Origin of the sequence: Huintestinicola sp. (genome assembly GCF_051882455.1) — a bacterium.
Taxonomy (GTDB): Bacteria; Bacillota; Clostridia; order Oscillospirales; family Ruminococcaceae; genus Huintestinicola.
In genome coordinates, this window is the sequence record NZ_JBJERV010000079.1 from 1 (window position 1) to 18125 (window position 18125).

Sequence of the window (18125 nt, forward strand, 5' to 3'; positions counted from 1 at the left end):
CCGCTTTCACGGATAATTCTTGTAAGACATCTGGTGTCTATGGAGTGGATACCGATGATATTATGCTTTTTGAGGAACTCGTCCACATTTCCCTCGCTTCTGAAATTAGAGGGAGAATTGCACCATTCCCTTACGATGTAGCCGCTTACGCAGGAGCCCTTTGACTCATAATCCGAATCGTTCACGCCGTAGTTTCCGATAAGCGGAAAGGTCTGGGTAACTATCTGACCGTAGTAGCTGGGGTCGGATAAGGTTTCTTCATAGCCGGTCATACCCGTTGCAAAGACGATCTCTCCTATGGACGTTCCTTTGGCACCAAAGGAATATCCCTCGAATATCCGTCCGTTGGCAAGCATAACATAAGCCTTGTCTCCCATATTGAATAAAGACATAAGTTATCCTCCTAAATATAGATTGCCGAAATACGGCTTTAAAATCAGTTATTTTCGGGTGCTTTGATCTTTGGAATATGAGAGGTGATATCCTCCTTCATTCTCAGCACCTCGCGCCTTGCCGCAGCGGCATACTCATGCTCGTCGCAGCCCTCCTTCTTGTATGCGCACATTACCGCGCGGGAAGAGTTTACGATAGCTCCCAGACCATTCTTGTCAAAGCCCACAGCCACGCCCTCAGCGCCGCCGCCCTGTGCTCCGTAGCCGGGAACCAGGAAGAAGGTGTGAGGAAGCTTTTCTCTCATCTCGGCAAGCATTGCGGGATAGGTTGCGCCCACAACCGCTCCCACTGCGGAGTAACCGTAGCTGCCGATGCTGTCAGCGCCCCACTTTTCGCACATATCGCCCATTGTCTCGTAAATTGTCTTGCCGTCGCAGAGACGTCTGTCCTGAAGCTCGCCCGAGGACTTGTTGGAGGTCTTTACGAGCACGAAAATGCTGCCGCCTGTTTTAAGCGCGGGGGCAATGCCGTCGGTGCCCAGATATCCGTTTACGGTAAGAGAATCCGCGCCGAAAGCAGCCTCCTTCTCGCCGAATACGTCTGTCGTTCCCAGATATGCCGAGGAATATGCCTCCATAGTTGCGCCGATATCGTTTCTCTTGCCGTCAAGGATAACGTACATACCCTTTGACTGAGCGTACCTGATGGTCTTGTACAGCGCCTTTACGCCATAGTAGCCGTACATCTCGTAATAAGCCGCCTGAGGCTTCACCGCGGGAACAACATCGCATACAGCGTCGATAATGCCCTTGTTGAACTTGTAAAGAGCGGCAGCCGCAGCCTTGAAGCCTGCGCCGTGCTTTGCTATGCACTTTTCCTTGATATATTCGGGGATATATTCAAGCTTGGGGTCAAGTCCTACCACAGTAGGGTTCTGTGTTTCGATAATTTTGTCAATAAGTCTGTCAAATGACATACGATCACTCCTTTTTATTGCTGACGGATATTCGTAAATTACCTTGCCTCCCGAAACGGTAAGAAGCACCTTGCCCGTAAGCCTCTCGCCCTTGAAAACGCTGTTTCGGGACTTTGAAGCAAATTTTCCGGGTTCAACGGTCCATTCCCTGTTAAGGTCTGCTATCATAAATTCTGCCCTTGCGCCCTTTTCAATGCGGGCTTCCTCAATGCCGAGGAGCCGTCTGGGAGCGGCGGACATAAGGGTAACGAGCCTTGTAACGGGAAGCCCTGCCCTTTTGCACAAAGCAGTATATGAAGCGGCGAAGGAGGTCTCAAGTCCCACAACGCCGTTGGGAGCTTTAAGGAAGTCGGATTTTTCCTCGGGGCTGTGGGGAGCATGGTCGGTGACGATACAGTCTATAGTGCCGTCCATTACGCCCTCGAGCACCGCTCTCACGTCCTCTTTCTCTCTGAGAGGGGGATTCATTCTGAAATCTGCGTCTCTCGCAAGCAGCTTTTCATCGGTAAACATAAAGTAGTGAGGAGCCGTTTCGCAGGTGACTCTCACTCCCCTTTTCCTTGCGTCCCTGATAATGCCCACGCTGCCCTTTGTGGACACGTGGCATATGTGTATCCTTGCGCCGCAGGAATCCGCAAGAGCTATCTCACGGGCGGTTATGCTGTCCTCGGAGGCTCTGTCCATTCCCTTTACGCCGAGCTTTTCGGAAATTTTCCCTTTGTTCATAATTCCGCCGTTTATAATGGCAAGATCCTCACAATGGGAAGCCACAAGCAGTCCGTTGTCATTTGTCTTTTCAAGCGCCTGTCTCATAAGCTCCGCATTTTCAACGGGTCTGCCGTCGTCGGATATCATCTTTATCCCTGCCCTGACGTATTCGTCATAATCGGCAGGCTCTTCGCCGTTCATACCCTTTGTTACGGAGCATACGGGATATACGCTGACTCCCGTTGGCTCAGCCTTTTTTATGATATAATCGGCTGTTTCCGCGCTGTCACATACGGGCTTGGTATTGGGCATACAGGCAACTGCGGTAAATCCGCCTGCCGCCGCGGCAGCACAGCCCGAAACCACGTCCTCCTTATAGGTAAGCCCCGGGTCTCTGAAATGAACGTGAATGTCGCAGAGAGCGGGGAACGCCGCAAGCCCCTTGCAGTCGTAAACAAGGTCTGCGCTTTCGGTAATATTCTCCGAAACCTCCGCTATCCTGTCCCCGTCCACCAGAACATCAGCCTTGACAGCTTCCTTTTCACTGTAAACAGTCAGATCTTTGTAAAGTGTTTTCATTTATCTATTCCTTTCAAATCCTCTTCGTTTTCAAGAATGACCACCTTGTCGCAGCCGTCAGCCTCTGTTACCATGACCTTGACAGTCTCCTCCCGTGATGTGGGAACGTTCTTGCCCACGTAATCGGGTCTTATAGGAAGCTCCCTGTGACCTCTGTCCACAAGAACGGCAAGCTGGATATTTCGCGGTCTGCCGCGGCTCATAACAGCGTCAATGGCGGCTCTGCAGCTTCTTCCCGTGAATATCACATCGTCCACAAGAATGACCTTTTTGTCCCTTACATCAAAAGAAACAGAGGACCTGTCCCTGTCCGAAGCCTTGATATCGTCACGGTAAGCGGTGATATCAAGAATACCAACAGGAACATCAAAGCCCTCTGTTTCCTTAATACGTGAAGCAATGCGTTTTGCAATATAAACACCCCTCGACATTATCCCGATGAAGCAAAGACCGTCAACGCCCTTGTTTCTCTCGATTATCTCGCAGGAAATGCGTGCGATGGCACGGTTCATAGATTTTTCGTCAAGAATGACCGCTTTCTGAACCATTGTCTCTGTACCTCCGTAAAAAAACTGCCTGCCGAAGCCCGACAGACAGTTTTGAAAATTCATATAAAACCGCAAAGCTATAGCCATATAAAGCCTTGCCGCAAATATCAAATTCAAGCTGCCTTGTCGAACTCACGGGAACGACTTAAAGGTTGCTTATTTATCTTGATATATTATATCACATTATTATGCCAAAGTCAACATAAAAAACAATGAATTTTTGATGAATTTGCCTATCACTCATTTTCATCGTCTTCATCGGAAATGCCCGTTTCGGTCATCCTGCCTCTGAGCTTATCCTTCACCGCTCTTAATGACTCGGAATATTTATGGGAAATAAGGGTCTTGGCAAGTCTTTCGGTAAATGCGTCCTTTTCCTCAACGAGACGGCTGTATTCGCTTCTCAGCCTGTCCATATTGGCGGAGTTCATATCCTGTACCTTCTCCACCACGTTGTCCTTCACATCTATTATCCTGTCCACATTGCTCTTGACCTTGAGAGTGCCCGAGGCAAGCTTCATACCCACCTTCACAGAGCCTGAAAGCATAAGCTTTGATATCTCGTCAATTCGTCTGAACCTTTCGTTGAGCTTCTTGACAGCCATAAGCGATACAAACGTATCCACGGCGATAAGCACTGCCATTATAATAACAATGGTCATTCCCACATTGATAGGGATAGCGTCGATCGCCTTCTCCACCATAGGCTGTATCCACCTTATGACCACAACGCAGCCGGCTCCGAAAAAAATGGAGTTTCTGAGGCATATGTAACCCTTGTAATTGAATTTCATATGAGAATAATCCCACCAGCGTGCGTGGAAAAGCTTTTCCATTCCCCAGCCCACAAACAGCTCAAATGCGGTGCAGAGAATCGTGCAGGCGAAAAAAAGCGGCACAATGGTATGGCTTATGGGGCGAAAAAGCACCGTCACCATAATAACTCCCAGCCCTTCGATGGGGCATATGGGCATATTCAGAAAGCCTCTGTTCTGATACTCTCCCGTCTCATAGGTCATATCTATGACCTCGATACACCAGCCCACAAAGCTCCAGAAGCAGAACATCAGAAACATCTGATATAGACTGTATCCAATATATGGGATTGTCTGCATAAAAACATCTGTCCTTCCATGATCAGACAAGATCCGAGCCGTTTGCCCTGATCCTGAATTTTACGCCGAGAAATTCTGCCGATTTTTTGCAAAGTATCATTCGGTTCATAAATATCTCGAAATATTCCATTACCGAAGATATCCTGTTGTCGATGGTAAGCTCCAGGATAAGCTCTGTTTTGTCCTCGTTGAAGTTAAGCTCGGACCTTTCCACGGCAAAATTAACTCTGTCGTGGATATCCTGTGCCAGATCGTTTATGTTCCTCACACGGCTGCGGCGGACATCGGTCTTGTCGGCAATTATAAGCGCTGCGGTTATTGCGTTCAATGGCTGAGCCGTTCCCTCATCGTGATTTCCTATAGCCGAGATTATTGCGCATATCTCCTCGGCGGGCATATTGAGATTATCAAGCAGTCTGAATGCCATGACCGCACCGCTCTGAGCGTGGTCCACACGGTTTATGACATTGCCGATATCGTGCATATAAGCCGCTATCATTCCCAGCTCGACCTTTCTCTCGTCACAGTCGAGACCCTCAAGTATCATTTTAACGGTATCCGCGACCTTTTCAACGTGGGCAAAGGAATGCTCCGTATAGCCCTGAACCGCAACAGCGGCATCGGCGTTTTTGATATATGTGTGGATATCGGGATTTTGCTTGATATACTTATAGGTGACATTGCTTGACATATATATAACCATTCCTCTGTAAAAGCATTACTTGTTTATTATACCACAGTCAGCCGATTTGTCAAGGAATTTGTGAGTTCTTCTGCAATTGTAACCAAATTTTAACTTGATTTTCATCGGTAAAGGGTCTATAATATAATATATAGAGATATAAAGCGGAGACACTCCGCATATGAACAAAAGAAACAGGACCTTTTGGGTCCCATCGGGAGATGTTACATATAATGAAAATATTAAAGACCGCAGTATGCTTTGCTGCGGTGACAGCGGTAATGGTCTACGGCTGCCGCAAGCTGTACAGAGACGGCGGCGCAGGTGACATTGCAGGCGCAGAGGTGGCGGCAGAAACTATCCCCCCTGCCGAAACAGTCACCGAAGTGATAACCGAGCCTGTGTCGGACAAGGAGCTTTCACTTACGGCAGGCAAGAGCATAACCTTCACCTTTCTCGGAGACTGTCTCCTTGCCTCAAATTCGGGAGATACCCGTCCCGACTCATTCAAGGCATATGCGGCGGAAAAGCCCTCTTCATACTTCTTCGAGAAGGCTCTTCCCGTATATGAAGACAGCGATTTCGTAGTGGCTAACAACGAATTTGTCATTTCCGACAGAAATCTTGCAAAGCGCTCAAAATCGGGAACGGCTTTCTGGTTCAAGTCCCCCTCAAGCACCACCGATATCCTGAAAAGCGGCGGCATTGACATTGTTTCCATCGCCAACAACCACTCTATGGATTACGGGACCAAAGGCTATAACGATACCGCAGAGGCGCTTGACAATGCAGATATTCTGTGGGGAGATATCGACCACCCCGTTTATGTGGAAAAGGACGGCGTTAAATTCGGTATTCTCTGCGCAAATATGTTCGGAGCGAATTACGAGCCTGTCATCACCCCGAAGTTTGAGGAGATGAAGGAAAACAGCGATATTCAGATACTGTTTTTCCACGGCGGCACCGAAAAGGAGCATGTGCCCGAGGACTGGCTGGTCGAGATGTGCCATAAATATGCGGATATGGGCGCAGACCTTATCGTCGGCTCACACCCCCATGTTCTCAGACCTATGGAAAACTATAACGGCGTTGATATAATCTATTCTCTCGGCAACTTCTGCTACGGCGGAAGCAGACTTCCCGAAAACAAAACGGTGATACTTACCGAGACCTTTAACTTTGATGAAAGCGGAGCCTACATATCTCAGGAGGAAAGCTTTATTCCATTTTATGTATATTCGGGCGACCATAACAACTGGCAGCCCACTCCCGTTACAGACCCTGTGGAGATCTCAAAGACTTTAGCGTATATGTACGGCGGAAAGGACTCCCCTGTTGAGCCGTAAGCTTCATTATACAGATAACAAAAGCAGCTTTTGATCTTGTGTTCAAAGGCTGCTTTTGTAATTATATGTCCCTGCTGCTCAGAAGCAGCTCCTCGGCGTTTTTCAGTGCAGTGTCGGTGATATTCTCGCCCACCATTATCCTTGCTATCTCACGCTTGCGCTCTTCAAAATCAAGGCGATGAACAGATGTATATGTCCTGCCGTCACGGGTCTTTTTCTCGATAAGCAGATGATTGTCCGCCATCACCGCCATCTGGGAAAGATGAGTAACGCATAATACCTGCTGGTGCTTTGAGACCTGTCTGAGCTTGATGCCAATCTTCTGAGCTGCCCTGCCGCTGACGCCCGTATCTATCTCGTCGAATATGAGGGTGTGGATATTGTCCTTTTCGGCGATCACATTTTTGAGAGCAAGCATTATCCTTGAAAGCTCACCGCCCGATGCGATCTTTGACATAGGCTTCATTCCCTCGCCCACGTTTGTGGATATCATAAACTCGAGTGTGTCCATACCTGCGGCGGTAAGCTTGCCCTTTTCCATTGCGGCACATATCTTCACATTGGGCATATCAAGGAATTTAAGCTCCTCCTCCACCTGTGCGGAAAATCTTTCAGCCGCTTCCGCTCTTGCTGCGGAAAGGCATTTTGCTTTTTCCGAAACGTCCGCAAGAAGCTTTTCCCTCTGAGCGGCGGTCTGCTCAATCTCGTCGGAAGATGACTCGAACTCGTCAAGCTCCTCTGCCGCATTGTTATAACATTCAAGCACGTCCGAAAGCTCGGGGCCGTATTTCTTTTTTATCCTGTTAAGCTCGCTCAGACGGTCGGTAAGAAAGGCGTATCTTTCCGCGTCGATATCTATCTTATCAAGCTCCGAGGATATCTCCGAAGCTATATCCTCAAGCTCCACCCTCACATTTTCAAGTCGGTCGGAAAGATTTTTAAGAGACGGCATTGCCTCCGAAAAGGCTGAGATATCTCCGCAGGCATTGGAAACAAGCTCTGCGGCTCCGGGAATATCGCTGTCCTCAACGCCGTTTAAAAAGCTGTACGCCTCGTTGAGAGCAGCGCAGATATCCTCGCTGTTCTGAGCTATCTTATACTCCGCCTCCAGAGCTTCGTCCTCGTTTTCCTCGATACTCAGACTCCCTATCTCCTCGATACGTTCCCTGAGCATTTCTTCCCGCTCTGTTTTCTCTTTTCTTTCAAGAGTGAGCTTTTTGAGCCTTCTTGAGATCTCCTGGAGCTGCTTGAAGCTTTCGTGATACTCCTCGGTCTGCTTTTCCAGACCTCCGTAGCTGTCGAGAATGGAGAGGTGCTTTTCGGGGTCCATAAGTATCTGATTATCGTGCTGACCATGGATATTTACAAGACATTCCCCTATCTCACGGAGCACGGAGACCGTTGAAGCACGGGAATTTACCCTTGCAATGCTGCCGCCGTCAGAGCTTATCTCACGTGTGAGCATAAGCTGTCCGTCCTCGTGAGATACGCCCAGCTCGTCAAGGCGGCTGCATACATTGTCCGAAAGCTCCGTAAACAATGCGGAGATAACAGCCTTGTCGCAGCCTGCACGGACGATATCCTTCGTGATACGCTGCCCGAGAACGGCATTGATACCGTTTATGAGAATAGACTTTCCCGCTCCCGTTTCGCCCGTAAAGACGTTGAAATTATCCGAAAACGGGATAGACGCTTCCTCGATTATTGCAAGATTTTTTATATAAAGCTCACTGAGCATCAAAATCACCCTTTTTACCCTTGAAGATAACGCTTTGCATTTCCTTGACGAATGCGGCGGCGTCCTTTTCGGAGCGCATCAGCATAAATATGGTATCGTCCCCTGCCAGGGTACCCACAACGCCGCTGTAGCCCAGCTTGTCAAACATTGCGCAGGCTGCCATCGCCATTCCTGCGTGGCACTTGAAAACCACCGTATTCAGTGCATAATCCACGGAATTTACGCTCTCTCTTATAAGTGCAGGTATCTCTGCGGAGCTTTTCTGGGGCACAAAATAGCGGTCCTGCTTTTTTATCAGCCCAAGCTCCTTTATGTCACGTGAAAGAGTTGCCTGCGTGACCTCTATGCCCCGCTTTAAAAGCTGCTCACGAAGCATTTCCTGAGTTTCTATGGAACTCATTTTAATTATCTCAAGGATAATCTCGTGTCTTTCTGACTTTATCATTCCGCCTACCGACCTTTATCAAATATCCTTAATGGGGTTTAAAAGCTTTTTGTTCACCGCATTGAAAAACGAATTGCCCTGAATGTCAATGAGCCGCAGGGATTTGCGTGAACGTGTTATGACAAGCCTGTCGTCCTGCTCCGCGCTCTCGCATACCTGCCCGTCAATGCTCAGATACAAGGGGGTATTATCCTTTGACCTGAATGTTACCTCAAGCTTTTTGTCCGTTGAAAAAAGCATTGTTCTCGAGACAAGGGAATGGGGACATACGGGGGTCATCTGGATACATTCAAGCCCCGGCTCAAGGATCGGTCCCCCTGCCGAAAGAGCGTATGCAGTTGAGCCTGTGGGCGTGGAAAAGATTACTCCGTCCGCCCTGAGCGTGCTCACGTTGCTGCCGTTTATCTCCACGAAATAATCCGCAAGCCGCCCGAACTGGCTTGATATGACAATATCATTAAGCGCCGTGAAGCTGTCCTTTCTTCCTCCGCCTGCAAATTCGCAGTCGAGCATCATACGGTTTTCCACCACGTAGTCGCCGCTCATGAGCCGCGAAAGATTATACAGCTCGTCAGGCTCCATTGAAGCCATAAAGCCAAGCCTGCCCGTATTTATCCCAAGCAGCAGCTTGTCATTTTCCGCTGCATATGCCGAAGCTTCGAGAATTGTTCCGTCGCCGCCTACGGCAATTATCAGGTCGCATTGCTCCGCCGCCTCGTCAAGGGGCATGAATTTCACATATTTTTTAACGGGAAAGCGCTCTCTGAGATTATCTCCGCAGAATATTTCAAATCCCATATTATGGAGCATTGAGCAGACCTTGCCCGTTGTCTCGTATGCATTCTTTTTTGAAAAATTCGGATAAATTACAGTTTTCATTTATTTGCCTTTCTTAAAGCTTTTGTGAGCCTCGGAAATTATTTCGCCACAGTCGATTGGCGTTCCCCCACTGCCGTTTTTCCGGACAGAAATAAGATACTCGATATTTCCATCGCCGCCCTGAATGGGAGAGAAGTCCGCTCCCGTCACCGGAAGTCCCCACTGACCGCAGAAGGAAATAATGTCCCCTAAAACAGCCTTGTGCACCTTCTCCGAGCGGACGATGCCGTTTTTGCCGATATCCGCCCGACCGCATTCAAACTGGGGCTTGACGAGCATTACTGCCCTGCCGCCTTCGGAAAGCAGCTCCCCGATTTTCGGAATGACCTTCTTGAGAGAAATGAAGGACACATCTGTAGAAATAAACTGTATCTCTCTGTCGAAGTCCGATGGCGACACGTCCTTTATGTTGACGCCCTCCATATTTTTTACCCTCTTGTCGCTTACAAGGCTTTCGTCAAGCTGACCGTGCCCCACGTCCACCGCATAGACATATTCTGCGCCGTTTTGCAGCATACAGTCCGTAAATCCGCCTGTGGAAGCGCCTATATCCATACAGACAAGTCCGTTTACCGATATGTTAAAGCACCCGAGAGCCTTTTCAAGCTTCAGTCCTCCCCTGCCCACATATTTCGGGAGAGGAGCGCATAATCTCACGTCATCGTCCTCGGATATCTCCTTTGAGGGCTTTGTGACAATATTGCCGTTAACGGAAACTCCGCCCTCCGCTATCATTCTTTTTGCCGTTTCACGGCTTTTTACAAGTCCCTTTTCCGACAGAAACACATCAAGCCGCATAGCCTACCTCCGAATAGTCAGTCCTTTAAAAGCTCCGATATCTTATTTTCTATCCCCTCTTTATCAAGAGAAAATCTGCTAAGAACGCTATCCGTTTTCGCCTGCTTCACAAATCCGTGTACGGCGTTTATACGGATATCGCCCTTATACCCTCTTGAAGCCAGAGCCGCCGTAAGATGCTCCCCAATTCCGCCGCTTTGAAGGGACTCTTCAAATACGATTATCCTGTCATAGCCCATACAAAGGTCGATGACATAGCTTTCAAGGGGGAATATCCTTACAAGCTTTAAAACATCGGCATTAAGATCCCCGTCTCTTACAGCCTCCGAAACGGTGCTTCCCGTCCTGCCGTAGCCGACCGCAAGAGCCTTGCCGCAGTGACCTTCAAAGCAGAGCATATTGGTCTCGTCAAGCTTCATTTTTGCATTGCCGCTTTCCGAACCTCTCGGATATCTTACCGCCGCCACAGACGGGGTATCATACAATGCCTTTCTGAGGCAAAGTCTCAGCTCGTCATAATCCGAGGGAGAATATACGGTGATATTCGGGATACAGGTGAGCATGGGAACGTCAAACAAGCCCTGATGGGTCTCGCCGTCCTCGCCCACAACGCCTGCTCTGTCAATTCCGAGGACAATATGAGTGCGGCTGATGGCGGCGTCGTGTATCAGCTGGTCGTAGCCCCTTTGCAGAAAGCTTGAATATACCGCAAATACGGGTATCATTCCGCTTACCGCAAGGCCTGCCGCAAATGTCACGGCGTGCTGCTCCGCTATTCCCACATCGAAAAATCTGTCGGGGCAGACCTCTGCAAATTTATTAAGCCCCGTACCGTATTTCATCGCCGCAGTTATGGCGCAGATACGTTTGTCGGAGGCTCCCAGCTTTGCAAGCTCGCTGCCGAAGACCGCCGAAAAGCTGTCGCTGCTTATTATCTCGGGATTTCCCTGCCTTATGGCTTTAGGAGCAAGCCCATGGAAGGCTCCCGGATTTTTTTCCGCAGGACGGTAGCCCTTTCCCTTGACGGTATTCACATGGATAAGCACAGGCTTTTTCGCCGCCCTGGCAGCCTCGAGAGTCTCCTCAAGGCTTTTCAGATCGTGACCGTCAACGGGACCTAAATAAATAAATCCCAGATTTTCAAACATTGTCGCCCCCGCAGGCTGTCCGTTTGAACGGTAAAGAAGCCATCTTACAGCGTCCTTTGAAGCAAGCATAAGCTCCTTAACGGGCTTGCCCACAACGGGAGTTTTGTCAAGTACGTTCTCAACGCTTTTTTTCACTTCCACGTAGGCTTTTCTGCCCCGAAGGGAGGACAGATATCTTGCCAGAGCGCCCACGTTTTTGGAAATGGACATTTCGTTATCGTTTAAGATAACGATTAGATTATCATCGCTCTTTCCTGCGTTATTAAGCCCCTCGTAGACCATTCCGCCCGTAAAGGCGCCGTCGCCCACAACTGCGATAACGTTATGGTCATCGCCCTGCAGCCGCATTGCCTTTGCAATTCCGCAGGCGGCGGAAATGGAGTTGCTGCTGTGACCGCTTATGAAAATATCATGCTCGGATTCCGAAGGCTTTGCAAAGCCCGATATGCCGCCCTCCGTTCTGAGAGTGGAAAACTCGTTCAAGCGTCCTGTGAGCAGCTTATGGGTATATGCCTGATGTCCCACGTCCCAGATGATCTTGTCAAAGGGCGAGCAGAAAACACGGTGCAGAGCCATTGTAAGCTCTACTGTGCCCAGGTTTGAAGCAAGATGGCCTCCGTTTTCCGCGACCGTATTTATGAGAATATTCCGTATCTCCCTGCAAAGGCTCACGCATTGGGGTATAGAGAGCTTTTTAAGGTCATAAGGCAGCTCAAGCTCGCTGAGCCTTACGGTAGTATTGTCTTTCATTTTATCTGTTCCTTATTTTTCCGTTTAAATTTTTATCGGCATAACAAAAGCAAGTATCACGCCGAGGATAGCTCCGCTTGCCACCTCAAAGGGCGTATGTCCGAGATATTCCTTCATGACCGCAATGCTGGTATTGGCTGCTTGGGCAATATCCTCAAGGGGCTTGCCCGAGGAAGCAGGCTTGCTTTCGAGTATGCGGTTTATCCTGTTGATAGCCTTTGCGTGCTGTCCTGCGGCTCTGCGCACTCCCATGGCGTCGTACATAGTTATGAGCGCAACGATGCACATTATGGCAAACTGTGTGGAAGCAACGCCCTCAACACGATACACTCCCGCAGCAGCAGAGCATACCATTGCCGAATGTGCGCTGGGCCACCCTCCTGCTCCGAAAAGCCTTTCAACACTGAATTTCTTGTATTTTATAAGATTGATCATGGTTTTAAGAAGCTGAGCGATACACCAGCCGAGAACGGAAGTTACAAGGATATAATTATAATACTCCATAATGAGATAACATTCCCTTTCAATTAAAATTCCCTTTTGAGAAGTGCCGAGGTAAGCTGTGACAGAAAGCTGCTGTCGGGGAAGCTTTCCGCTATGGAAACTGCTTTTTCCGTAAGCTCCTTTGCCTTTTGCTTTGCCGCGTCAAGACCGAATACGGCAGGATATGTAGCCTTATTCAGCTCAGCGTCGCTGTGAACGGGCTTTCCGAGGAGCTTTTCGTCTGCGGTGATGTCAAGGATATCGTCCACTATCTGAAAGGCAAGTCCCAGCGCCTCGGCATATTCCTCCGCCTTCGGTATCATATCGTACCTTTCGGCGCAGATACAGCCCATTTCGCAGGCGCATTTTATGAGAGCGCCCGTTTTCATGGAGTACATTTCCAGAAGCATCGGGGCGTCAAAGGGCTTTCCCACATTTTTCACGTCAATGGTCTGACCGCCTATCATGCCCATTATTCCGACTGCCTGAGACAGGCATTTTATAAGCCTGACCCTCTGCTCCCAGAACAGCTTTTCATCGGAGGCAATGACCTCGAAGGCATAGTTTTCAAGCGCGTCTCCCGCAAGAAGAGCAATGTCCTCCCCGAACTGCTTGTGACAGGAGGGCTTTCCACGGCGGAAATCGTCATTGTCCATACAGGGCATATCGTCGTGGATAAGGGAAAAGGTGTGTATCATCTCAAGAGCGCAGGCGCAGTCCACCGCTTTATCCTCCGCATTTCCGAAAATACGGGCAAACTCGGTCACAAGAACGGGTCTTATCCGCTTGCCGCCTGCTTCCAGCGAATATTCCATTGCCTCGGCGCATACGAGCTGACGGGGAGCGTTTTCCTTTGTGTATGCGCTCATAAGCTCCTTTAATCTGCGGTTTATTTTCCCGATGCGCTTATCAAGAATTTCCTTCATCATCAAAGCTCCTCCGCAGCGGTTACGGTCATTACGGCTTTTTCTGCGTCCTCAAGGAGCTTTTTGCATTTTGCAAGCTCGTCTGCGCCGCTTTTGTAAAGCTCTATCGCTTCCTCAAGAGGAACATCTCCCTCGGAAAGCCTGCCGATTATCTCATCAACACGTTTAACTGATTTTTCAAAGCTCATTTATCATATCTCCTTTATACGATATCCTTTCTCCTTTATACGCCCACAACAGCGCTTGCTTCGCTGTCCGCAAATTTCAGGGTTATCCTGTCACCCTCGGAAAGCTCCTCTGCCGATCTTATTAGTGTGTCTTCCTTATATACAAGGCTGTAGCCCCTTGCCATTATTTTAAGTGGGCTGAGGGAATCGAGAGCGGCGGCTCCCGAGGCTATTTTGCTGCGCTTTCTTTCAAGGCAGATGTTTATTGCCTCCGTCAGCCTTTTTTCGTTTGATATAAGCCGTTCCTTCATTGCCGATATCGCCGCGGAGGGGGTGTAATTTTTAAGCTCCGACTCTATAGCCAGCAGCTCATGCCTCTTTCGGGCGATGACCGCGGAAAAAGCATTGTCCAGAGCCTTGTTATATGAACCCACAGCCGCTGCAAGGGCAGACATATCGGGAACTGCAAGCTCTGCCGCCGCAGAGGGCGTAGGAGCGCGCAGGTCTGAGGTGAAGTCGATAAGAGTGGTGTCGGTCTCGTGTCCCACGGCAGATATGACGGGGGTGTTCATGGAAAAAACAGTTCGTGCGATCTTTTCGCTGTTAAATGCGGCAAGGTCCTCGTATGAGCCGCCGCCTCTGCCGCAGATGATAACGTCACAGCCGCTTTTATCCGCAAATTCCAGAGCATCGCATACCGAGTCAACAGCATATTCCCCCTGCACCACGCAGGGAAAAATAACCGCCTCGCACACCGGGTATCGCCTGCCTAAGATATTCAGTATATCCCTGAGAGCGGCGCCGCCCTTCGCGGTAACGATACCCACACGCTCGGGGAACTGTGGTATCGGCTTTTTATATATGGGGTCAAACAGTCCTTCGGCGGCAAGCTTTTCTTTTAGCTGCTCAAAGGCGAGATACTGTGCGCCTATGCCGTCGGGCTGGATATCGGTCACATAAAGCTGATAAACTCCGTCACGCTCAAACACCTGCAGGCTGCCCATAACGATAACGTTCATACCGCTCTGAGGCATAAACTTCAAGGTGCTCGCATAGCTGTTGAACATTACGGCTTTAACTGAGGACTGCCCGTCCTTTAAGGTGAAATAGAAATGACCCGTCCGCATATGGTGGGTAAAGCCCGATATTTCGCCCTTGACAAGAAGCCCTCGCAGCTTGCTGTCCTCCTTGAGCTTGAAGGACATATATCTGTTGAGCTGTGATACGGTCAATATGCTGCTCATTTTATCTGCCTTTCATAAGTATAATATGCATACAGCGCGATCCCTGCGGCATTGTCGCAGGAAAATTCCGGTGCGGAGAAATATACATTTTCCAGCTTTTTTGATAAAAGCGTTTTTATATATCCGTTTGACATAACTCCCCCCGCAAATATTACGGGCAGCTTTCCGTATACCCCATAGGCATACTCGGTCATTTCATACACCGAGGAAAAAACTGCGTTAAGTATATATCTTGCGGTATTTTCGGGAGACTCGCCGCCTTCAAGCATTGCCCGAGCCTTGTTTTCAAAGCCCGAAAGACAGCAGGAACCGTTTTTCATTACGGCTCTCGCCTTAATGCTTTTATCCGCCTTCTCAGCCATCTTTTCAAGTGCGGCTCCGCAGGGAAAATCAAGCCCCAGCATAAGCCCTGTGCGGTCGATGAGCTGTCCTGCTTTGAGATCGAGGGAAGATGCGGTCTCGGTGACTTTGATAAGCTCCTTTTCATCGGGCTCGCAGTAGAGGCAGTCCGTAGTCCCGCCGCTTACGTGAAAGGCGATGAAGGGCTCATTTATCATAGAAAGCCTGTCCGCGGAATACAGGGCGGCAAGGATATGTCCTATCTGGTGGGAGGTCTTATAAACGGGGGTACGGTCTATCGCTCCGATACTGTCCGCAAGCCCCTCTCCGCAGAGGAAACAGGGCATATAGGAGCCTTCGATGTTCCGCGGTCTGAAAGAAGCTCCCACAGCGGTGATATCCTCAGTCCCGTCATACCCGGAAAACAGCCCCTTTACTATTTCGGGAAGCTGCTTTGTATGCTGAAAAACAGCGTCGCTCTGGCGAAGCCCCGCTTCTCCGCTTTTGACGGAAAGAAGCTTTTTATGTGACAGCATTTTTCTGCTTTCGCTGTCAAAAAGCGCCGCCGATGTAGTGTAGTTGCTGGTATCAAGCCCTAAAAAAAGCGGCATTATTCCTCGTCTCCCTGAGCTTTTTCGGGAATGTTCTTTTCGGGTATTTTTCCGCTGCGTGAGAACGAGCCGAGAACGCCGTTTACAAACTGCTTGTCCGTATCAAAGGCATACCTTTCGGTAAGCAGCACAGCCTCGCTTATCGCTACGCTTGTGGGAACGGACTCCTCATAGAGGCACTCATATACGGCAAGTCTCAGGACCGCAAGGCTCACCTTGCCAATTCTGTTCACCTTGCGCTTTTCGCTGTATTCGGAGATGATGCCGTCAAGCTCCCCGGCTTTTTCGGAAACAGCCTTGAAGATGCGGCAGACCTCATCATTGAAATCATACTCGTCGGCGTCTTTCGCGGACTCGATTATCTCATCGCAGGTATCGTCCCTGAACAGCTTTTCAAAAATGAGCAGGAATGCAGCTTCTCTTATATGACTTCTCTTTAATGCTTTACCCATATTTTATATATCCTTTCCCGTAATCAGATGTGATGATATGTGATATACGCCCTAAAGCCTGTGAGAATACCGAATTTTTTTCGGTATTCTACAGGCTTGTTCTTACATTCGGCGCTCTTATCGCTTTAATATGCAAAAGCGGCAAATATATTCACTGTTTCTATTATATCACATCTTTGAGAAATACACAACTACTTAACTTCAAAAATTCTGATATTTTCCGCAGGAATTGTCACCTCTGTTAACAAAATATCCTTTATCTGTGCTGCTTCATCGGCGGCAAGCCCTTCGGAGCGGACAACTATGCTTGCTGTTTCCCCGTCAAGATACACAACGCAGTCCTCAAAGCCCTGCGCCTTGATGAGTGATTCGATCTTGCTCTCGCTTTCGGAAAGCTGAGAAAGATTTACCGCTTCCATTGTGTATGCCGCATTCTCCTCTTCCGTAAGGTCGCCGCCGTTGAGTATCGCCGAAAGGGTCTGGACTGCGTCGTCACGGGATGTCATTCTCGAGAGCCTTGCCTGGGCAAAATAGTCGGAAGAGTCCACCTCGGCGGATACCTCCTTTACCTCCTCGGGGCTGTCGGAATTAACAAATGCTGCCTCTCCGTAATTCACTCTGGCATTCTCGGCAGATGAGATATCTGCGTCTGCGGCTATCTCCTCGCCCACCTCGGAAAATACGTAGTTCATATAGACCGCAATTCCGAGAACAAGGGTAAGTCCTGCAAGGATTATCTGCTTTTTTCCGATGATAAGATTTGGTTTGCGCATAAATGATTCCTCCGTTTTAATAAATATTATTCCATAGCGGCAACATATATCCTGCTCGGGGGTATGTCAAGGACTGCTGTGAGCGTGCGGTATATCTCCTCACGCACTCTGTCCGAGCGTCCTCCCTCGCAGACCGCCGCAACTCCTGTTATCACAGGCGTATTGACCTGCTTTAAAAGCGCCTCCTCTCCATTTTCTGTCCTGACTGTAACGTACTCGTGTTCCTTCTTGTCGCCGTTTACGCTTTCAGCCTGCGCATATATGTACTCCTCGGTGGAGCTGACTGTTATCATCACCTTTACCTCTCCCACCCCGTCTATGGCGGAAAGAAGCTCTTCGAGCCGCCGCTCCGTCTGAGGGCAATAGTCTGTCCAGATGCTTTCTTCGGGCGTTTCGGGGACGCTCTCCTTCTGTGTCTCATCTTCGTTACCTCCGCAAAATAATATCATCATCATTCCCGCAATTCCGAGAACAGCCGCCACAGTCATTACCTTTTTGCTGCCTGTGAGCCTGCCGTAAATTCCTTTGAGCTTATCAAGGATCTCCATTGTCATTATCCTCCGTTTTTACGATTATGAGCTGCTTTTCAATTCCAAGTGCCTCTGCCGCCAGCTTTGCAGCCGCTTCGCTGTCTGTGCTGTCAGGGAGGATTATCTCTGCTCCAATAATAGATATGCTGCCGTCTGAAGAATTATTTATATCTACGGATATTTTTAGCGGGAATATTCCATTCTCCGAAAGCACCTGTCCCAGATTATCGCTGATATTTGCGCTTATTAGCCTGTCTGTCTGCTCCTTGTAGATATACGAATAATCCTCGGGGATATTTTCGGAAATATCGGATATTTCAAGCTCTATATCCCCCTTAGCAAAGGGACTTACGATGACCAGGATAAGGATAAGGGAAAAAATTATATTCATCTGACGGGCAAATTTCTCCGAGGGGGTCATACTGTTTATTACGGAAAAAATTATCCCAAGCACGCAGGCAGAAGCCGATACCGAACAGAGCATATCCATAAAGC

Annotated in this window: 20 protein-coding genes and 1 pseudogene; 1 reads left to right on the top strand and 20 read right to left on the bottom strand. The window is 49.0% G+C overall.

The window, feature by feature from the left end:
- The 6 genes and pseudogenes from ACI4J0_RS09905 to ACI4J0_RS09930 all read right to left on the bottom strand — a co-directional run.
- Positions 1–392: carbamoyl-phosphate synthase domain-containing protein (locus tag ACI4J0_RS09905; protein ID WP_439765647.1), on the bottom strand; the 392-nt coding region annotated here is incomplete at its 3' end.
- 44 nt (positions 393–436) lie between these two features.
- Entirely contained in the window at positions 437–1369 is a 933-nt protein-coding gene (gene pyrF, locus ACI4J0_RS09910) for an orotidine-5'-phosphate decarboxylase (protein WP_439765673.1), read from the bottom strand.
- A gap of 39 nt (positions 1370–1408) precedes the next feature.
- Positions 1409–2656: pseudogene (locus tag ACI4J0_RS09915) on the bottom strand (dihydroorotase); the annotation flags it as partial.
- Complete coding sequence (pyrR, locus tag ACI4J0_RS09920; RefSeq protein WP_439765674.1) at positions 2653–3204, bottom strand: bifunctional pyr operon transcriptional regulator/uracil phosphoribosyltransferase PyrR; 552 nt, start codon at positions 3202–3204, stop codon at positions 2653–2655. The pseudogene ACI4J0_RS09915 and the gene pyrR, both read right to left, overlap by 4 nt.
- A gap of 236 nt (positions 3205–3440) precedes the next feature.
- The gene (locus ACI4J0_RS09925) at positions 3441–4319 is read right to left on the bottom strand and encodes a putative ABC transporter permease (protein WP_439765648.1); all 879 of its coding nucleotides are present in this window, start codon (positions 4317–4319) and stop codon (positions 3441–3443) included.
- Between the two features lie 22 nt (positions 4320–4341).
- The gene (locus ACI4J0_RS09930) at positions 4342–5010 is read right to left on the bottom strand and encodes an HD domain-containing protein (RefSeq protein ID WP_439765649.1); all 669 of its coding nucleotides are present in this window, start codon (positions 5008–5010) and stop codon (positions 4342–4344) included.
- A gap of 224 nt (positions 5011–5234) precedes the next feature.
- Between ACI4J0_RS09930 and ACI4J0_RS09935 the strand changes: the two genes are divergently transcribed.
- A complete protein-coding gene (locus ACI4J0_RS09935) occupies positions 5235–6347 on the top strand; it encodes a CapA family protein (RefSeq protein ID WP_439765650.1) in 1113 nt (370 codons plus the stop codon).
- A 61-nt stretch (positions 6348–6408) separates the two neighbouring features.
- On the opposite strand, the gene recN is transcribed toward ACI4J0_RS09935, so the two are convergent.
- The 14 genes from recN to ACI4J0_RS10005 form a co-directional block, all read right to left on the bottom strand.
- Positions 6409–8085, bottom strand: a complete 1677-nt coding sequence (gene recN, locus ACI4J0_RS09940; protein WP_439765651.1) for a DNA repair protein RecN — start codon at positions 8083–8085, stop codon at positions 6409–6411.
- The gene (locus tag ACI4J0_RS09945; protein WP_439765652.1) at positions 8075–8530 is read right to left on the bottom strand and encodes an arginine repressor; all 456 of its coding nucleotides are present in this window, start codon (positions 8528–8530) and stop codon (positions 8075–8077) included. Before ACI4J0_RS09945 ends, recN begins: the two co-directional genes overlap by 11 nt.
- 18 nt (positions 8531–8548) lie before the next feature.
- On the bottom strand, positions 8549–9409 hold the full coding sequence (locus ACI4J0_RS09950; RefSeq protein WP_439765653.1) for an NAD(+)/NADH kinase: 861 nt from the start codon (positions 9407–9409) through the stop codon (positions 8549–8551).
- Positions 9410–10207 carry a TlyA family RNA methyltransferase gene (locus ACI4J0_RS09955; RefSeq protein WP_439765654.1) on the bottom strand — a complete coding sequence of 266 codons (798 nt, stop codon included), beginning with the start codon at positions 10205–10207 and terminating at the stop codon, positions 9410–9412.
- 17 nt (positions 10208–10224) lie between these two features.
- Positions 10225–12105 (bottom strand): 1-deoxy-D-xylulose-5-phosphate synthase, encoded by a 1881-nt coding sequence (gene dxs / locus ACI4J0_RS09960; RefSeq protein ID WP_439765655.1) that lies wholly within the window; start codon positions 12103–12105, stop codon positions 10225–10227.
- A 24-nt stretch (positions 12106–12129) separates the two neighbouring features.
- Positions 12130–12609, bottom strand: a complete 480-nt coding sequence (locus ACI4J0_RS09965; protein ID WP_439765656.1) for a divergent PAP2 family protein — start codon at positions 12607–12609, stop codon at positions 12130–12132.
- Positions 12610–12632: 23 nt separating this feature from the next.
- On the bottom strand, positions 12633–13517 hold the full coding sequence (locus ACI4J0_RS09970; RefSeq protein ID WP_439765657.1) for a polyprenyl synthetase family protein: 885 nt from the start codon (positions 13515–13517) through the stop codon (positions 12633–12635).
- Positions 13517–13702 (bottom strand): exodeoxyribonuclease VII small subunit, encoded by a 186-nt coding sequence (gene xseB / locus ACI4J0_RS09975; protein ID WP_439765658.1) that lies wholly within the window; start codon positions 13700–13702, stop codon positions 13517–13519. The genes ACI4J0_RS09970 and xseB overlap by 1 nt, the downstream gene beginning before the upstream one ends.
- A gap of 35 nt (positions 13703–13737) precedes the next feature.
- Positions 13738–14925 carry an exodeoxyribonuclease VII large subunit gene (gene xseA / locus ACI4J0_RS09980; protein ID WP_439765659.1) on the bottom strand — a complete coding sequence of 396 codons (1188 nt, stop codon included), beginning with the start codon at positions 14923–14925 and terminating at the stop codon, positions 13738–13740.
- The gene (locus ACI4J0_RS09985) at positions 14922–15875 is read right to left on the bottom strand and encodes a peptidase M22 (RefSeq protein WP_439765660.1); all 954 of its coding nucleotides are present in this window, start codon (positions 15873–15875) and stop codon (positions 14922–14924) included. Before ACI4J0_RS09985 ends, xseA begins: the two co-directional genes overlap by 4 nt.
- Complete coding sequence (gene nusB / locus ACI4J0_RS09990; RefSeq protein ID WP_439765661.1) at positions 15875–16327, bottom strand: transcription antitermination factor NusB; 453 nt, start codon at positions 16325–16327, stop codon at positions 15875–15877. Before nusB ends, ACI4J0_RS09985 begins: the two co-directional genes overlap by 1 nt.
- Before the next feature lie 191 nt (positions 16328–16518).
- A complete protein-coding gene (locus tag ACI4J0_RS09995; RefSeq protein ID WP_439765662.1) occupies positions 16519–17100 on the bottom strand; it encodes a SpoIIIAH-like family protein in 582 nt (193 codons plus the stop codon).
- A 26-nt stretch (positions 17101–17126) separates the two neighbouring features.
- On the bottom strand, positions 17127–17648 hold the full coding sequence (locus ACI4J0_RS10000) for a hypothetical protein (RefSeq protein ID WP_439765663.1): 522 nt from the start codon (positions 17646–17648) through the stop codon (positions 17127–17129).
- Positions 17635–18120, bottom strand: a complete 486-nt coding sequence (locus ACI4J0_RS10005) for a hypothetical protein (RefSeq protein ID WP_439765664.1) — start codon at positions 18118–18120, stop codon at positions 17635–17637. Before ACI4J0_RS10005 ends, ACI4J0_RS10000 begins: the two co-directional genes overlap by 14 nt.
- Positions 18121–18125: the final 5 nt, after the last annotated feature.

Excerpts from the sequence above, each read along its gene's own strand:
- pyrF (WP_439765673.1), bottom strand. The coding sequence starts at position 1,369 with ATGTCATTTGACAGACTTATTGACAAAATTATCGAAACACAGAACCCT.
- pyrR (WP_439765674.1), bottom strand. The coding sequence starts at position 3,204 with ATGGTTCAGAAAGCGGTCATTCTTGACGAAAAATCTATGAACCGTGCC.
- ACI4J0_RS09925 (WP_439765648.1), bottom strand. The coding sequence starts at position 4,319 with ATGCAGACAATCCCATATATTGGATACAGTCTATATCAGATGTTTCTG.
- ACI4J0_RS09930 (WP_439765649.1), bottom strand. The coding sequence starts at position 5,010 with ATGTCAAGCAATGTCACCTATAAGTATATCAAGCAAAATCCCGATATC.
- ACI4J0_RS09935 (WP_439765650.1), top strand. The coding sequence starts at position 5,235 with ATGAAAATATTAAAGACCGCAGTATGCTTTGCTGCGGTGACAGCGGTA.
- recN (WP_439765651.1), bottom strand. The coding sequence starts at position 8,085 with ATGCTCAGTGAGCTTTATATAAAAAATCTTGCAATAATCGAGGAAGCG.
- ACI4J0_RS09945 (WP_439765652.1), bottom strand. The coding sequence starts at position 8,530 with ATGATAAAGTCAGAAAGACACGAGATTATCCTTGAGATAATTAAAATG.
- ACI4J0_RS09950 (WP_439765653.1), bottom strand. The coding sequence starts at position 9,409 with ATGAAAACTGTAATTTATCCGAATTTTTCAAAAAAGAATGCATACGAG.
- ACI4J0_RS09955 (WP_439765654.1), bottom strand. The coding sequence starts at position 10,207 with ATGCGGCTTGATGTGTTTCTGTCGGAAAAGGGACTTGTAAAAAGCCGT.
- dxs (WP_439765655.1), bottom strand. The coding sequence starts at position 12,105 with ATGAAAGACAATACTACCGTAAGGCTCAGCGAGCTTGAGCTGCCTTAT.
- ACI4J0_RS09965 (WP_439765656.1), bottom strand. The coding sequence starts at position 12,609 with ATGGAGTATTATAATTATATCCTTGTAACTTCCGTTCTCGGCTGGTGT.
- ACI4J0_RS09970 (WP_439765657.1), bottom strand. The coding sequence starts at position 13,517 with ATGATGAAGGAAATTCTTGATAAGCGCATCGGGAAAATAAACCGCAGA.
- xseB (WP_439765658.1), bottom strand. The coding sequence starts at position 13,702 with ATGAGCTTTGAAAAATCAGTTAAACGTGTTGATGAGATAATCGGCAGG.
- xseA (WP_439765659.1), bottom strand. The coding sequence starts at position 14,925 with ATGAGCAGCATATTGACCGTATCACAGCTCAACAGATATATGTCCTTC.
- ACI4J0_RS09985 (WP_439765660.1), bottom strand. The coding sequence starts at position 15,875 with ATGCCGCTTTTTTTAGGGCTTGATACCAGCAACTACACTACATCGGCG.
- nusB (WP_439765661.1), bottom strand. The coding sequence starts at position 16,327 with ATGGGTAAAGCATTAAAGAGAAGTCATATAAGAGAAGCTGCATTCCTG.
- ACI4J0_RS09995 (WP_439765662.1), bottom strand. The coding sequence starts at position 17,100 with ATGCGCAAACCAAATCTTATCATCGGAAAAAAGCAGATAATCCTTGCA.
- ACI4J0_RS10000 (WP_439765663.1), bottom strand. The coding sequence starts at position 17,648 with ATGGAGATCCTTGATAAGCTCAAAGGAATTTACGGCAGGCTCACAGGC.
- ACI4J0_RS10005 (WP_439765664.1), bottom strand. The coding sequence starts at position 18,120 with ATGGATATGCTCTGTTCGGTATCGGCTTCTGCCTGCGTGCTTGGGATA.